Origin of the sequence: Bifidobacterium reuteri DSM 23975, from assembly GCF_000741695.1 — a bacterium.
In the GTDB taxonomy this organism is placed as follows: Bacteria; Actinomycetota; Actinomycetes; order Actinomycetales; family Bifidobacteriaceae; genus Bifidobacterium; species Bifidobacterium reuteri.
In genome coordinates, this window is record NZ_JGZK01000001.1 from 142800 (window position 1) to 159493 (window position 16694).

Consider the following 16694-nt stretch of genomic DNA (forward strand, 5'->3'; position numbering starts at 1 on the left):
ATGAAGCTGATCACCGCTATCATCCAGCCCCATAAGCTCGACGACGTCAAGGAAGCTCTCGCAGCTGCCGGCGTGCACGGTCTGACCGTGTCCGAAGCAAATGGCTACGGCCGTCAGCGCGGCCACACCGAGGTCTACCGCGGTGCCGAATACACGGTGGATCTGATTCCGAAGATCCGCATCGAGGTCCTGGCCGATGACGCCGACGCCGAGACGCTGGTCGGTGTGATCGTCAAGTCCGCCGGCTCCGGCACTATCGGCGACGGCAAGGTGTGGGTCGCCCCGCTGGATTCCGTGACCCGCGTGCGTACCGGTGAGACCGGTTCCGCCGCGATCTGATGAGGCGTCCGGGCTTCCGGTGGTATGCAGGAGTTCGGACTATCGATAAGACAAGGTCCCCGCACGTTGCGATTGTCGCCGTGCGGGGACTGTCATATGTGGGTTGTTTCCCATACGGACATGGGGGTAACTCGTGGGTACTGCTGCAACTGCGTTACAAGGGGCTGTTTAGCCTCTGCGGGAAGGTGTTCCGAAAAGCCTGAAACAGCCCCTCGTAACGCAGAAGTGCACATCTGAAGAAAGATCTGAGGCAATGACTTCGGCAGTAGATGGTTTGAAGCAACGATTCATGGCGATGAGCCAGCCGGATGACGACGGTGTCTACCGGAATGGTCCGGCAAAGCGTGCAGCACGCACCGAACTGGCCATGCAGTGCCTCACTCAACTATGGGATGAGGCGTGCACGGCCGTCTCGTTCACCGTGCCGGCGGCCGGCATCGGCTTCGCGGCGGTCGGTTCGCTGGCACGAGGCCAGATCGGCCCCAGCTCCGACCTGGATCTGGTCATCATCTACGAGCCGCGCGCCGTGAACGACCAGCAGCTCAACGAACTGGCCAACAAACTCTGGTACCCGCTCTGGGACAGCGGCCTCGACCTTGACCATTCCATTCGTACCCGTACCCAGTGCGAGGAGGTCACCGACCATGACCTGCCGGCTGCGATGGGATGGTTGGATGTCAAGCCCATCGCCGGCGACACCGAGCTTATCCGCACCACGGCTGCGTCCATCCTCGAGCGTTGGCGCAAGGCGGCACGCAAACGCCTGCCCGAACTGCTGGACTCCGCCAAATCACGCCTTGACGAGTTCGCAAGGCTGCAGTACGTCAACCAACCGGACATCAAGGAGGCGCGTGGCGGTCTGCGCGATTCGGTGCTGATCTCCGCCCTGGCCACATCATGGCTGGCCGATCGTCCGCACGGCAGCTATGACGAAGCCGTGGAGCGTCTGCTTGACGTGCGCGACTGCATCCATCTGGTAGCCAACAAGGACACCAATCTGCTGCTCACCCCGTATCAGGCCAAGGTGGCCGCCATGCTCGGCCTTGCCGACCCGACATGGCCGGAAGACGAACGTGCCGCCTATTCGATTGACGATCTGCAGACGCTGCTCGCCCGGCTCGGTCGCCGCATCTCCTTTGCGCTGGATTCCACCGCATCCCGCGCCGAGCATTCGCTGACCCACGAGAAGCCTCGGTTCGCGTTCTTCCAGATGTTCTCCCAGCGTGCCGGCGGCAAACGCGAGGCCCCGCAGTTCGACATCGTGGCCCCCGGCATCGCCAAGCACGAAGGCGAATTGGTGCTCGCCCCCGGCGTCGAACCAGCCAAGGACGCCAAACTGGCGTTGCGCATGGCTGTGGCCTCGGGCGAATTCGGCCTGCCCATCAATCCGTCCACGCTGGTCAATCTCAAGAAATGTCCGATTCGTGACAACCAATGGGACGCTGAATCCCGTGAACTGTTCGTACGGCTGCTCGCCTGCGGGCCGGAGCTCATGAATGTGTGGGAAAGCATCGACTTCGTGGACATCCCGGGCCGATGGATGCCGGAATGGCTGGGCATCCGCAACCGTCCGTCCGCATCGGCCGCCCACCGGTACACCATCGACCGCCATATGGTCGAGGTCACCTCGCGCATCACGCGTGACACCCCGTCCGGCGGCCGTTACGATGACGAGCATTATCAGACGCTGCTGCTCGCCGCCATCACGCACGACATCGGCAAACGCGCGTTCGTGGCCGACCACGCGGCCGAAGGGGCCCGCCATGTTCCGGTGATCCTCAAACGTATGGGGTATGCGCAGAACATCATCGACTGGGCCACGATTCTGGTCCGCGAGCACCTGACGCTTTCCGAATACGCCACCGGCAAGGACCCCAATGACCCCGCAACGGCGGCCGAACTGGCCGACCGCCTGCACCATGACAAGCTGCTGCTGGATATGCTCTTCGACCTGACCCGGGCTGATGGCTCATCCCTCGGTGCCACCGCCGGCGAGTCAATCACCAAGAAATACGGATGGTCCAAGTGGCGCGAGCAGATCGTGCACACCATGTACGCCTCCGTGCGCGCCGCCATGTAGCAATCCGAGCCTCCTCTAGCGAGGGGATTCCCGGCGAGGCCGGATGGGGAGAGAAGACAGTCGTAATTGTTGTGACCTACCGCATCCACGCATCGCCTCGCACGCGCAGCCCATTGAACAGTACGCGCCCGCCCATCAGCACCACGTTGAACGCGGTCCACAACACAGCGGTGCGCAGCAGGTCGTTCGGCAGCTGCGGGGCCACACCGCCGGCCACCAGCGAGAGAACGGCGATGTACGCCAATGCCGTCAGCGTGCAGGTTCCCGCCAGATACCGATAATCGCGTGCTCCGATGAGGATGCCGTCAATGGCCATCATCCAGCCCTGCAGTGGGAAGAAGACACCCATCGTGACCATGCCCACGGCCACCAGAATCTGGATGTTCGCGGTGGGGGAGAAGAAGCGTCCGGCAAACAAGCCAATCGCGGCGAATCCCACGCCGATGACCGCCCCGACCATCAGTCCCGCACGGCCGGTTGCGCGGGTAAGCGTCCGGGCCTGGTTCCGGTCGCCGGCGCCCAACGCCATGGCCACCAACGTCTGACCGGCGATGCCCACCGAATCCAGCATGTTCATCGCGAAGTTCCATGAGGAATTCACGGCCTGGAAGCCTGCCAGCACCGCAGTGCCCATGCGGGCCGCGCAGGCGACCGTGGCCACCATCGCCGCGCGAATCGCCAGCGTACGGATGAACAACGGTAGTCCGTCGCCGCCGGCGGCCGCGATACCTTGCAATCGAGGCTGCAGGCTCGCCCCGTCCGCCCGAGCCCACAGGATGGCCGGCACCACCAGAAACAGTCCCATATACCATTGCGCAATCAACGTGGCCGCGCCCGAACCGGCGATGCCCCAACGGAACACGAACACGAAGAGCATATCGAGTGCGGTGTTCAGCACCGCGCCGCTCACCGCCGCGATCAGCGTGATGCGGACCTTCTGCAGTCCGCGGAAGATGCCGTTGGCGGCATACACCAGCAGCATGCCCGGTGCGCCCAGGACTATCGCGCGCGTGTAGGTCGTGGCCTGCGTCAGCACATCGCCGCTGCCTCCAAGCGCCCGGCACAATGGCTCGGCAGCCGCAAACAGGCCGATCGACAGCACCGTGCCGATGCCCAATGCCAGCCACAGGCCGTCGATGCCCGCCTGCAGGCCCTCGCGCCGGCGTCCTGCGCCGAGCAGATGAGCCACTTGCGCCGTGGTGGAGTAGGCAAGGAAGATGCACAGGCCCACGGCGGTCAGGATGATGGTGGAGCCGATGGACAGGCCGGCCAGCGCGGCGTCGCCGATATGCCCCACGATCGCCGTGTCGATGAGGATGAACGTGGGCTCGGCGATGAGCTGGCCGAAGGTGGGCAGCGCCAGCGCGAGAATCCGTCGGTTCGTCTCGCGGGAGGATGGGGATTGGTGATGCACGTCCGCTTGCATATCATGCTTGACTACGTTGCGCAACCTGCCTCCTTCACGCCGAAAGGTTATCCCCAGACTATCCACCAAGTTATCCCCATTATGTGGATAACTCAGTGGATTATCCACCTAGTTATCCCCAAAATGTGGATAACTAATTTTTCTATCCACATTTGTGCCCCGCGCGTGTCGCGGCGCTGACTTCAGGGTGAATTCCATATGAACGGCTCGCGTACGGAGTGCTTACGGCGAGCTGATGGTTCGACGACGATTCGATGAACGGCTTGCTGACGGTTCATACACATCGAGCTCTTATACTTGGGGGCTATGGCAGAAGGAAGTGAACGTTCGTATCAGGATGGGTACGGCGGCGACCGCGCGCGCGGTGGCCAGGGCCCGACTACATCGGGCGACCCGATTTTCGACCGTGTCCCTCCGCATGACGACGATGCGGAGATGGCGGTGCTCGGCGGCATGCTGATGAGCAAGGACGCCATCGGCGAAGTCTCGCAGACCATCGACGTCAACGATTTCTATCAGCCCAAGCATCAGACGATCTATACGGCGATCATCGACCTGTTCTCCGCCAGTCAGCCGGTGGACGTGGTGCTGGTGGCCAATCAGCTGCTGGCGGACGGCAATCTGGACAAGGTGGGCGGCGCCGATTACCTGCACAGTCTGGTGGCTTCGGTGCCCACCGCCGCCAACGCCATGTATTATGCGGAGATCGTCCATCAGCGGGCGATTCTGCGCAATGTGATCGCCGCCGGCACCAAGATTGCGCAGCTGGGCTATTCCGCTGAGGGTTCGCAGGCCGAGGATGTGGTGAATCTCGCCCAATCCGAGGTCTATGAGATGTCGATGGGCAAGGTGCGGCAGGATTATTCCGCCATCGGCCCGGTGGTGCACGACGCCCTCGACCAGCTCGACAAGCTCCAGCAGGGTTTGGTGAACAAAGGTGTGCCGACCGGGTTCCGCGACATCGATGATGTGACGCAGGGCCTGCAGCCCGGACAGATGGTCGTCGTCGCGGGACGTCCTGCCATGGGCAAGTCCACGCTCGGCATCGATTTCGCGCGTGCCGCGTCGCTGCACCACAATATGACCACCATCGTGTTCAGTCTCGAGATGAGCAAGGTGGAGCTCGCCCAGCGCATCATCTCCGCCGAGACGAACATCCCGATGGCCGCGCTGCGTCGCGCGGACGACATCACGCCCGAGCGCTGGAACACGCTGAACCAGTTCTGGACCAAGATGCAGAACGCGCCGCTGTTCATCGACGACAGCCCGAACATGTCCCTGATGGAGATCCGTGCGAAGTGCCGCCGTCTCAAGCAGACCAATGACCTGAAGCTCGTGGTCATCGATTACCTGCAGCTCATGACCTCCGGCAAGGCCGTCGAATCCCGCCAACAGGAGGTCTCCGAGTTCTCCCGCGCGCTGAAGCTGCTCGCCAAGGAGCTGGAGGTGCCGGTGGTGGCCCTGTCCCAGCTGAACCGTGGTCCCGAAATGCGCAACGACAAGAAGCCGCAGCTGTCCGACCTGCGTGAATCCGGTTCCATCGAACAGGACGCCGACGTGGTGTTCCTGGTGCACCGACCGGACTTCTATGATAAAGAGGACCGTCCGGGCGAGGCGGACATCATCATGGCCAAGCACCGTAATGGTCCGACCGAGACCTTCCATCTCGCCTTCCTCGGCGCCACGTCCAAGTTCAAGGACATGCCGCAGGACTACAACGCCAACCAGGGGGTGTGATCATGCCGATGCCAAGCATGAGCCGGATGCAGTGCCGAGTACTGCTTCTGATGCGCCGCAGCATGGTGTGCAAGGCAGTGCACAGCATGTTTCACGAGATGTTCCACACGCTGAACAGCATGTTTCACATGCTGTTTCACATACTGTTGCGCATGATGGGACTTCTATCGGGGAACCGCAGGGGCAGATGAACTCGGATGAAGCGACTGTTCCGGACAAGGACGTGGCCGCCCACCCGGTGATTGGCCGTCGAGGCGCATCGCCTATGCCCCGCGCCCCGTGGTATGCGTTCGCCACGGTGCCGGTCGGCCGGTTCGTCCGATTCGCGTCCCGCGTCACCAAGCATGGCGGTTCGGCGCTTCCCGGAAGAATCGTGGAAAGCTTCGACCCCGGCTTCCTGACCCGTACTCTGGGCCAGCTGCCGCTGGGCGTGGTGCTGGTGTCCGGAACGAACGGCAAAACCACCACCACCCGTATGGTCGCCTCGATGCTCTCCGATCTGGGACTCAAAGTATTCACCAATCCCACCGGCTCGAATTTCGTGCGCGGCGTGGTCTCCGCACTGCTCACCGAAGTGACGCTCGGCGGCAAGCTGGATGCCGACATCGCCGTGCTGGAACTGGACGAGGCGTACGCGGTGCATTTCGTCAGGCAGGTCAAGCCGCGATACGCCCTGCTGCTCAACGTGATGCGTGACCAGCTCGACCGCTTTGGCGAAATCGACACCACTGCCAGGTTGTTGAGCCGCGTGGCCGAAGCGACCACCGGCACGGTGGTGCTCAACCGTGAGGACCCGCGCATCGCCGCGCTCGCAGCCAAGGCTCCGGCCGGCACCTCGGTGCGTTACTTCGGCTTGGCGGACGGTCTCAAGCACTACTTCCCCTCCGACGACGACATGGCCACCACCGTCAGCGTGGAAGACGGCTCCACCTCCCGGCCCCCTCTGACAAAAGAACTGTCAGCGCAGCTGACTGGGGGAGAGAAGGACGCCGACGTGACGCTCGCCGCTGTGGGCGACCATCAGGCCACCTTCCACATGGACGGGCGGGATTACGCCACCGCAGTCCGGCTCGAAGGCGTCTACAACCTGTACAACGCAGCCGCCGCGCTCGCCGTGGTGCGCGCGGTGATGCGCGATGCAGCAGCGGCGCGCAAAGCCTTGGCTGCGGCCAACGCCTGCTCGGTCAGCGCCGACGAGCTCATCGCCGCGGTCGCCCGCGTCACGCCGGCGTTCGGCCGCGGCGAGGTCATCGATGTCAACGGCTCGCCGGTCGAACTGCTGCTGGTCAAGAATCCGATGGGATTCCGCCTCTCGCTCGCCAGCTTCGACCCGTCGCATGCCGACACGATGATCGCCATCAACGACGAATACGCGGACGGTCGCGATATGAGCTGGCTGTGGGATGTGGACTTCACCTCATTGCGCGCGTCCGGCGTCGCCATGGTTTCCGGCGTGCGCGCCTGGGACATGGCGCTGCGCCTCGGCTACGACCAGGTGCCGGTCGCCGCCACGGATCCCGACCTCGAACAGGCGGTCAGCGCATTCGTGACCGCCAACCCCGGTGTCCGCAAGCACATCTACTGCACGTACACCGCCATGCTCAAGACCCGTGCGATATTGGGCCGCATCGCCGATGTACGCGACGCCGGCGTAGGCAAATAAACCTAGTCAAATAACCGTAGGCAAAACCGGATGCGCACAACCTGCACTGGCTGGCGGGAGCGCAGTGCATGCCTCACAACAAGCCGCTCATCAGACAAGACAAGGAGGAATCGACATGGCCAAGACCATCGATGTGATGTCCCTGTATCCGAAAGACATGAACATCTACGGCGATTCCGGCAACGTGCTCACCATTCGTCGCCGTCTGGAACTCTACGGCTATGAGCCGGTCATCCACCAATACAACCAGGGTGACGACTGGCCCAATCACGTGGACCTCATTCTGGGCGGCGGCGGACAGGACACCGGGCAGAAGAAGATCATCGACGACCTCTACCGGCGCGCCAACCTATTGCGCGCACTCGCAGTGGAAGGTACGCCGATGCTGATGATCTGCGGCATGTACCAGCTGTTCGGCGAGTATTTCGAAACCGTGGACGGTACGAGGCTCGACGGCATCGGCATCATCGGCGCATACACTGTCGGCCAGGATGCGCGCATGATTGGCAATCTGGTGGAGCATTCCGAACAGTTCGGTGACGTGATCGGCTACGAAAACCATTCCGGTCAGACCTTCCTGAGGCCAGGCGTCAAGCCGTTGGGCACTGTTGATGCCGACGGCCGGGGCAACAACGGCAAGGACCACACCGAAGGTGCCCGCGTACACAACGTGATCGGCACCTACATGCATGGCTCGCTGCTGCCCAAGAACCCTGCCGTCAGCGATTTTCTGATCGGTGCCGCCGTGTCACGCCGCTACGGTTCGTTCGATACCGCCGACCAGACGAAGGAACAGGCGGCAGCGCTCGCCGAACTCGACAGGACTGCCGCGCACGCGCGCGAATCTGCCGCCGCCCGTCCGCGCTGATCGACCGCGCTCCACGCCCCGCCGCCTTAGGCGAAATCATCCGCTAAGCCTAACGCCATCGGCCTGCGATTGCGCTAGGCTTAGCAGTAAGAGACGGGGCAGCAGGCCGCGTCGAGCCTCGAAGGAGGGGTTATTATGGCTGATTTCGATTTGGGCGATGGTGTCCGCAAGGTCCTGTTGGCTGGCATCGGTGCCTTGGCTACGGGATATGAGAAGGGCAGCGCCATTGTTGACGATCTGGTCAAGAAGGGTGAGCTGACTGTGGAGCAGGGCAAGTCCCTGAACACCGAGCTCAAGCGCAAGGTCGGCGAGGCTCTGGTCAACGACGCCAACAAGGACGCCGCCAAGGCCGATGCCGCACCGGCCGAGGAACCGGCTGCGGATGCCGCCGACGACTCCAACAAGGACTGACTAAGGACTGATCATTTTCGTGACTGACAAGACAACGGAACAGGCGGTGCGGCACGGCGCAAGCGGCACCTCGGCACAACATCCCTCTGAAGACGCTCGTTCGGGCGCTGCGGATGGTGGCCTCGGAGCCGGTGCCGCAACGTCTGCCCCAACGTCTTCCTCCCAGTCGCAGGCTGCCGCCGGTGCCGCTCATGGCACGAACGACGACAAGCCGAATGATATTCCCGACCGTCCGACCGCGGCATACGCGCAATGGGCCGCGACGAATACCGAAACCATTGGGATTTTCGGTCCCCGGCGCGATGATTTCTCCGAGCGCTATCATCTGACCCGTCGCAGCAAAGCCAAACGTCTGGCGCAAATCGTGCGTATCGTCAACCAATTCGATGCGCTCAAGGGGCTGACTCCGGTCAAGATGCGTCTGATGTTCGAGGCGCTCGGCCCCACTTTCGTTAAAGTCGGCCAGATTCTCTCGATGCGTTCGGAGATTTTGCCGCAGAGCTTCTGCGACGAACTCGCCAAACTGCGTGCGGACGCCGACCCCATGCCATACGCCACGGTATTGGACGTATTGTCCGAAGAGTATGGACGACCGGCCAATGAGGTCTTCGCGCACATCGATCTGAAACCGCTGGGCTCGGCGTCCCTCGCCCAAGTGCATCGCGCCACCTTGCGTACCGGCGAGGACGTGGCCGTCAAAGTGCAGCGCCCGGGTGTGCGCGAGACCATGGCGCAGGACGTGTCCATCATGCGTTCCATCGCCAAAGTCGCCACCAAGGTGATCAGCACCTCGCAGATCGTCGATCTCCAGGGCGTAGTCGAGGAGCTGTGGGACACCTTCGAATCGGAGACGGACTTCCTTGTCGAGGCGCGCAATCTGGCTGAATTCAAGCGATACGCCTCACGGTTCAAATACATGGACTGTCCGACTCCGTATCCGGACCTGTGCACCGAGCACGTGGTGGTCATGGATTATGTGGATGGCATCTCCGTCTCACACGCCGGCGAACTGGTGGCCGCCGGCTATGATCTCAAGGACATCGGCACCAAGCTCGTAGACAATTACGCCACGCAGATCCTCGACGAAGGCTTCTTCCATGCCGATCCGCACCCGGGTAACATCATCATCCGCGGCGGAAAGATTGTGCTCATCGACCTCGGCATGACCGGTCGATTGGACGCCAAGACCCGTGCGGTGATGAAGGATATGATCTTCGCCGTCGCCAAACAGGATTCCCCCCAGCTCGCCGACGGCCTGCTGCGCTTCGCCGGGGCTGATGCGGATCCGGCTGATTACCCTGCGCTGCTCGCCGATCTCGACGTCATCGTCAAGGAATACGGCACCGTGGATCTGAAGGACCTCGATCTGGCCGCCTTCCTGACCGCGCTCACCTCGCTCGCGCAGCGTCACGGCATCGAAGTGCCCAGCAGCATCACCACGGTGGGGCGTGCGTTGGTCACGCTCGAGGGGCTGCTTGACGAATTCATCCCCGATGTGAACATGATTGAGATCATCTCCCGGCACATCGTCACGTCGAAAACCACCGTCGAAGCAGCCAAAGACGAGCTGAAGACGCTGGGTCTGGAGAGCCATGAGGCGCTCCACAGCGCGCTGGGCGCGATGAGCGAGCTTAACGTGGCGGCGCGCATGCTGACGCGCGGCCAGTTGCGCATGAACATGGAGCTGGTGGGTTCGCAGGAGCCGTTCCAGCTGCTCTCCGATATGGTGAACCGACTCACGATGGCATTGATTGTGGTCGGCCTGTTCATCGGCTCGTCCATCGTCTATTACGCCGGCATGAAGCCCATCATTTTCGGCATCCCAATCGTGGGCTTCATGGGATACGTCACCGCGTTCGTGCTCGGCGTTTGGATCGTGATTGACATCTACCTCAAGGGCCGCAAGACGAAGAAGCGGTAGGGTAGTCGGGCGGCGTGCTGCGCCGGATTCATGAGATCTGACGTTCGTAGACGCGGCCGGTGCTTTCCAGCGCGGTGCGTCGTTTCGCCTCGGTGGACTCGCGGACGATCATCGGACATTCTATCGTTGTGACGCCGTGGTGCGGCCGGCCCGCCAATGCATCGAGAATGAACTGCGCGGCGGTCTTGCCCAGCATCGTGATGTTGTTGTCGAATGTGGTCAAGGTCGGATGCGCATTCGAGGCGAACACGAACCAATTGTCGTGGCCGATGATGGCGACGTCTCGCGGGATGCGTTTGCCTATGGCCAACAGTCCGCGTGCTGCTCCGCGCGCGATTTCGTCGCTCAGGCAGTAGATCGCATCCAGATGAGGATACCGTTCGACCAATAATCGCGCCGCCCGCTCGCCCCACTCCTCGCTCCAGGCGTCGAACAGTATCGCCACCGGCTGGAAATCATAGAGGATGAACGTCCGTTGCGCGCCCAGCACCCGGTCTTTCGCCGCCTGGAAATCCTCCGGGCCGGCGATGATGGCGATGTATCGCCGCCCGATACTGAGCAGGTATTCGATGGCCTGCGCGCCGGCACCGATATTGTCACAGATGATGCTGCAATCCCGTGGGTCGCGGGAAGGATCATAGGCATAGATGACCGGCAGACCCATCGTGGTGCGTGGGTCAAGCGGCGGCCGTGAATTCGTGGTGTCGCCGACAACGATCAAGCCGTCCACACCATGCGCCGCAAGCCGGTCGATATGGCTTTTCTCCAGTGCTGGCCGACCGTGGGAACTCATGAGCAGGGCGGCGTGATTCGATGCGCCGAGCGTGTTTTCGGCACCGGTGAGCAGGGGCAGGGCGAAACGGCCGTTGTAATCGGATGTGATCAATCCGATCAGACCCGAGCGACGAGTGGCGTGGTGCAGTTTGTTGGATTTGCTGTAGCCGAGTTGTTTGGCGGCCTCGATGACGTCACGCTGGGTGCTGGCCGATACGCGGTCCGTGTTGTTCAGCGCTTTGGATGCGGTGGCAACGGAAACATTGGCCAGTCTGGCCACGTCAGCAAGGGTGGGTTTGCGGCTCATAGTCCATACGGTAAGCGAAAAATTTCGCATTCGCAAGACCTGTGAATCAGCCGGACGGCATGCGCATACCATCAACAATTGCAAGCGGTGAGAGTGCGGAGATAGCCGGCATAGCAGCCTGTTTCCGCGCGTAAAGACAATGCGATACAGCCAGCACCTACAATGTGGAAAGGACGAACCATGAGCCAGCACGTCACGGTTACTTCACCGTTCTGGAAACGGTACCGTGAGAACGTCGCCAAGGAAGTGATCCCCTATCAGTGGGCGGTCATCAACGACGAGCAGAAGATCGACATCCCGCGCGACCCCTCCGGCGCCAAGCAGGACATCGACTATCACTACAGCCGTGCAGTGCGCAACCTGCGCATCGCCGCAGGCGACGAGGAAGGCGAGTTCAAGGGCTTCGTCTTCCAGGATTCCGACGTGTACAAGTGGCTTGAGGAAGCCGCCTACTCCCTCGCCTACGAGCCGGACGAGCAGCTCAAGAACCTGTGCGACAAGCTGGTCGACCTCATTGCCCGCGCCCAGCAGGACGATGGCTACCTCGACACCCCGTACATCATCAAGTCCGGCGCGTTCGAGAACCGTGAGCGCTTCTCCCAGATCCAGCAGTCCCACGAGATGTACGTGATGGGCCACTACATCGAGGCCGCCGTGGCCTACTTCGAGGTCACCGGCAACCAGCAGGCCCTCGAAGTCGCCGAGAAGATGGCCGCCTGCCTGGACGCCAACTTCGGTGAAGAGGACGGCAAGATCCCCGGCGCCGACGGCCACCCGGAGATCGAGCTGGCGCTCTCCCGCCTCTACGAGGTCACCAAGGAGGAGAAGTACCTCAAGCTCGCCAAGTTCTTCATCGACGTGCGCGGCAAGGACCCGAGCTTCTACGACAAGCAGAACGAGAAGATCGGCGATGGCTCCACCGACATCTTCCCGCAGATGCGCGGCTGGACCCACGAATACACCCAGACCGCCCGTCCTATCCGCCAGCAGCAGACCGCCGAAGGCCACGCCGTGCGCGTTGGCTACATGCTCACCGGCGTCGCCCACGTGGCCCGCCTGACCGGCGACAAGGAGCTTGAGGAGACCGCCAAGCGTCTGTGGCACAACATCGTCACCAAGCGCATGTACATCACCGGCGGCGTTGGCTCCACCCATGTCGGCGAGGCCTTCACCTACGACTACGACCTGCCGAACGACACCATGTACGGCGAGACCTGCGCCTCCGTGGCCATGAGCTTCCTGGCAAAGCAGATGCTTGAGCTGGAGACCAAGGGCGAATACGCGGACGTGCTCGAGAAGGAGCTCTTCAACGGCTCCATCGCAGGCATCGCGCTCGACGGCAAGCACTTCTACTACGTGAACGCCCTTGAGGCTGATCCCGAGGCCACCGACCACAACCCGGACCGCTACCACGTGCTCATGCACCGCGCCGAATGGTTCGGCTGCGCCTGCTGCCCGGCCAACATCGCGCGTCTGATCGCCTCGGTGGACCGTTACCTGTACACCGTGCACGATGACAAGCGCGAGATCATCGCCCACCAGTTCATCGCGAACGACGCCGAATTCTTCGACGGCGTGAAGGTCTCCCAGAAGTCCAACTTCCCGTGGGACGGCCACATCGAGTTCACCGTGGACGTGCCGGAAGGTGTCGAGCCGGTGAAGTTCCTGTTGCGTATCCCGTCCTGGTCCGCCACCCAGCACGAGCTCAAGGTCAACGGCGAGGACGCCCGTCGTCTGCCGATCGAGGACGGCTTCGTCACCATTGAGGTCACCTCCGGCCAGACCCAAATCACCCTTGATCTGGACATGTCCGTCAAGTTCATGCGCTCCAAGACCCTGGTTCGTCACGACATCGGCAAGATCGCCGTGATGCGCGGACCGATTGTGTTCTGCGCCGAAGAGGCCGACAACTCCGCCCCGCTGTGGAACTACCACATTGGCAGCCATGATGCCGGTCGCGCCCGCGCCGAATACCACTTCGGCGAGCTCGACGGTGTGGAGGTCATCACCATCCCGGCCACCAAGCGTACGCATGACGAGGAGGACTTCCCGCTGTTCGCCGACGTCGAGGAGCATCCGGTCGGGGAGAAGTCCTACGACCTCAAGCTCATCCCGTACTACGCATGGGCCAACCGCGAGGTCGGCCAGATGCAGGTCTGGTTCGACTCCGACTTCTGATTCGAGCCTGTTCGCGCTCGGCCTGGTTACTCAATCAGGCCGGGGTCGCATCCATAAGATTTCGGCGACGGGAATCCTCAGACGAAGATGAGCAGAGGTACGCCAGCTACTGATCCGCCGAGTGCTTCGTCTGGCCCGCCGCCGTCCGTGTCGCCCCACTGAAGGGACGGCACGGAATTACAACACTGTTGTACCAAGCAACACATCAAAGAAGAAGGAAAACAATGAGTGCAGCAACTCAGGACGCTTCCGCAGTGAAGCTCTCGGTCAAGGAGAAGATCGCCTACTCCTTCACCGATATGGCAGGCAACCTGCTGTATGTGACCATTTCGTCGTACATCATGTACTTCTACACCAACGTGTTCCACATCCCGGCCGCCGGTGCGCTGGGTGCCGGCACCATCCTGCTGGTGGCCCGTTTCGCCGACGCCATCTCCGCTGTGGTGTGGGGCTCCATCGTGGATCACACCAACACCAAGTGGGGCCAGAGCCGTCCATGGTTCCTCTGGCTGTGCGTGCCGTTCGCGATTACCGTGTGGATCGCCTTCACCGCTCCGAGCCTGCCTGACGGCGCTCCGAAGTTCTGGTACGCCCTGATTACCTACATCCTGGCCGCCGGCGCCGTGTACACCGGTATCCAGACGCCTATCACCGCCATCCTGCCGAACCTCACCTCCGACCCGACCGAGCGCAACAATGCCAACTCCTTCCGTATGGCCGGTGGCCAGATCGGCTCCTTCATCACCTCGTCCTTCACCATCCCGCTGGTTGGCTGGTTCGGCGTCCAGTTCGGTGGCGGCGACAAGACCGGCTTCATGATCGTCACCGCTATCTGGGGCGTCGTGGCCATCATCCTGCTGCTCTTCTCCTTCAAGAACCTCAACGAGCGCAACTACCATCCGGAACTCAACAAGCCGATCCCGCTGAGCGACTCCCTCAAGGCCGCCAAGGGCAACTGGCCGTGGATCATCCTGGTCGTCGCTTTCGTGATCTACTGGGTCGCCCAGTCCACCCGTAACGGTGTGTCCACCTATTACGCGCAGTACGTACTCGAAAACCGCAACCTGACCTCCATCTTCAACGGCGTTCAGGTGATTGGTCTGCTCGGTACCATCGCCATGCCGATCATCGCGAACAAGACCAAGAACAAGACCCTGACCATGATCATCGGTCTGGTCATCGGTGGTCTCGGCCAGGCCCTGATGCCGCTCGCCGGCCACAACGTGCCGCTGCTGGTCATCTTCTGGACCATCGGTGTGCTCGGTGCCGCCATCGCCATCGGTATGCCGTTCGGCATGCTCGCCGACACCGTCGACTACGGCGAATGGAAGACCGGCATCCACGCCGCAGGCTTCCTGACCGCCGTCGGTTCCGCCTTCTGCATCCAGGTCGGCTCCGGCTTCGGCGCCTTCCTGCCGCTGGAGATCATGGGTGCCGCTGGTTACGATGCCAACCTTGAGCAGCAGCCGCAGTCCGCGCTCGACGCCATCAGCTTCTGCTTCATCTGGCTGCCGGTGATCGTCTACATCATCGTCGGCGTGATCATGTGCTTCTACCGCAAGTACGAGAAGATGGAGCCGATGATCAAGGCCGAGCTGGCCGAGCGTCACGCCAAGGCTCTCGCCGAGGCCGAGCAGAACGCCTGATAGCGATTCTGCCACGCCGCTGATTATGTTGCGATAATCAGTTTCCTCTCAATAGCGATATGCGTCCGGTGACTACGGTTGCCGGGCGCATATCGCTATTGCGTTGCTGCACCAAGAGCCAGTCTCGTATTTGTCTGAGTGGTCTGAGTGGTGTTGGCCCCCTCTGACGAGACGTTGCCGTGAGGCAAACAGCGGAGCTGTTTGTAGGCAACGTGCGAGCCGACAGGCGAGCCAGCTGGATGCCGCGCGGAGCGCGTCCGTACTTGCAGGACGAGCTGTCAGCGAAGCTGACTGGAGGAGAGAAAAAGCTGAATCGCTCAACCAATTACGAGACAGGCCACTGGGTGACGGTTACGGAGTCGGGCTGCTTTCGGTACTATTCGGCATAGTGCACTTTGGCGTAGCATGCTTTGTGATAGGGGGTATGGGTTGATTGCATATATGGATCACAAGGATCTGACGAACGAGATCATCGATGTCACGCGCGCGCAGGAGATCGCGGATGGTGTGCACCGGGTGATGGATGGCATCGCGCAGGCGGAATCGGGTGCGGGGCGTTCGGCTGGCTCTGTCAAGCTGCTGGCCGCCACCAAAACCCGCGATATCGGCGAGATTCTGGCTGCTATCGATGCCGGGGTTCGCATGATCGGCGAGAACAGGCCGCAGGAGATTGCAGTCAAGACGCCCGGTCTTGCGAAGCTGCTGGCCGAGCGCGGGTTTGACTTGGGCGTGGTGGGTGCGGGTGCTGCCGGTGCTGCGGGTGCCGCCTCGGATTCGCGCGCAGCCGAACGGGAATCGATACCATTCCACCTCATCGGCCAGCTGCAGGCCAACAAGATCGGCAAGGTCCTGCCGGTGGTGAATACCATAGAGTCCGTGGATTCGATTGAACTGGCGGAGAAGATCGCCCGGCGTGCCACCATGCGCGGCATCACGGTCGGAGTGCTGTTGGAAGTGAACGAGTCCGGCGAGGAGTCGAAATCCGGCTGTGCGCCGAGCCATGCCATCGATCTGGCCAAGCGGATCGGAGCGATGGGAGGCTTGGAATTGCAGGGGTTGATGACCATCGGGGCCCATGTGGATGACGAGCGTGTGATTCGCGCGGGATTCGCCCATCTGCGTCGCACGCGTGACCAGATTCTCGCGTCCGGTGCGGAGGGTACGGCGAACTGTCGGGAGCTTTCCATGGGCATGACCCACGACATGGATCTCGCCATCGAGGAAGGCTCGACCATAGTGCGCGTCGGCACCGCCATCTTCGGCGAACGTGCGTTCATCTGAGTATGGATGCATGCATATGCGAAAGGCCTGTCAAGCGACTGCTATCGTTTGACAGGCCTTTGT

The 16694-nt window shown here is 62.0% G+C and carries 12 protein-coding genes; 10 read left to right on the forward strand and 2 right to left on the reverse strand.

Going from position 1 to position 16694, the window contains the following annotated elements:
• The gene (locus tag BREU_RS00495) at positions 1-339 is read left to right on the forward strand and encodes a P-II family nitrogen regulator (protein ID WP_003828096.1); all 339 of its coding nucleotides are present in this window, start codon (positions 1-3) and stop codon (positions 337-339) included.
• Between the two features lie 253 nt (positions 340-592).
• Positions 593-2419 carry a [protein-PII] uridylyltransferase family protein gene (locus BREU_RS00500; RefSeq protein WP_044089335.1) on the forward strand — a complete coding sequence of 609 codons (1827 nt, stop codon included), beginning with the start codon at positions 593-595 and terminating at the stop codon, positions 2417-2419.
• Positions 2420-2495: 76 nt separating this feature from the next.
• On the opposite strand, the gene BREU_RS00505 is transcribed toward BREU_RS00500, so the two are convergent.
• A complete protein-coding gene (locus BREU_RS00505) occupies positions 2496-3845 on the reverse strand; it encodes an MATE family efflux transporter (protein WP_044089416.1) in 1350 nt (449 codons plus the stop codon).
• A 306-nt stretch (positions 3846-4151) separates the two neighbouring features.
• On the opposite strand from BREU_RS00505, the gene dnaB reads away from it, so the two are divergent.
• The 5 genes from dnaB (at position 4152) to BREU_RS00535 (ending at position 10445) form a co-directional block, all read left to right on the forward strand.
• Positions 4152-5582 (forward strand): replicative DNA helicase, encoded by a 1431-nt coding sequence (gene dnaB, locus BREU_RS00510; protein ID WP_044089337.1) that lies wholly within the window; start codon positions 4152-4154, stop codon positions 5580-5582.
• Between the two features lie 265 nt (positions 5583-5847).
• Entirely contained in the window at positions 5848-7245 is a 1398-nt protein-coding gene (locus BREU_RS00520; protein WP_044089417.1) for a Mur ligase family protein, read from the forward strand.
• Positions 7246-7360: 115 nt separating this feature from the next.
• Complete coding sequence (locus tag BREU_RS00525; protein WP_044089338.1) at positions 7361-8113, forward strand: type 1 glutamine amidotransferase; 753 nt, start codon at positions 7361-7363, stop codon at positions 8111-8113.
• 135 nt (positions 8114-8248) lie between these two features.
• Complete coding sequence (locus BREU_RS00530; RefSeq protein WP_044089339.1) at positions 8249-8524, forward strand: phasin family protein; 276 nt, start codon at positions 8249-8251, stop codon at positions 8522-8524.
• A gap of 220 nt (positions 8525-8744) precedes the next feature.
• Positions 8745-10445 carry an ABC1 kinase family protein gene (locus tag BREU_RS00535; RefSeq protein WP_052381975.1) on the forward strand — a complete coding sequence of 567 codons (1701 nt, stop codon included), beginning with the start codon at positions 8745-8747 and terminating at the stop codon, positions 10443-10445.
• A 28-nt stretch (positions 10446-10473) separates the two neighbouring features.
• On the opposite strand, the gene BREU_RS00540 is transcribed toward BREU_RS00535, so the two are convergent.
• Positions 10474-11526 (reverse strand): LacI family DNA-binding transcriptional regulator, encoded by a 1053-nt coding sequence (locus BREU_RS00540; RefSeq protein WP_044089341.1) that lies wholly within the window; start codon positions 11524-11526, stop codon positions 10474-10476.
• Between the two features lie 180 nt (positions 11527-11706).
• Between BREU_RS00540 and BREU_RS00545 the strand changes: the two genes are divergently transcribed.
• The 3 genes from BREU_RS00545 to BREU_RS00555 all read left to right on the forward strand — a co-directional run bounded on the left by BREU_RS00545 (position 11707) and on the right by BREU_RS00555 (position 16631).
• Positions 11707-13704: a glycoside hydrolase family 127 protein gene (locus BREU_RS00545; RefSeq protein WP_081886457.1), complete on the forward strand. Its 1998-nt coding sequence runs from the start codon at positions 11707-11709 to the stop codon at positions 13702-13704.
• A gap of 224 nt (positions 13705-13928) precedes the next feature.
• Positions 13929-15350: an MFS transporter gene (locus tag BREU_RS00550; RefSeq protein WP_044089343.1), complete on the forward strand. Its 1422-nt coding sequence runs from the start codon at positions 13929-13931 to the stop codon at positions 15348-15350.
• Positions 15351-15791: 441 nt separating this feature from the next.
• Positions 15792-16631, forward strand: a complete 840-nt coding sequence (locus tag BREU_RS00555; RefSeq protein ID WP_044089344.1) for a YggS family pyridoxal phosphate-dependent enzyme — start codon at positions 15792-15794, stop codon at positions 16629-16631.
• The last annotated feature ends 63 nt before the right edge of the window (positions 16632-16694 follow it).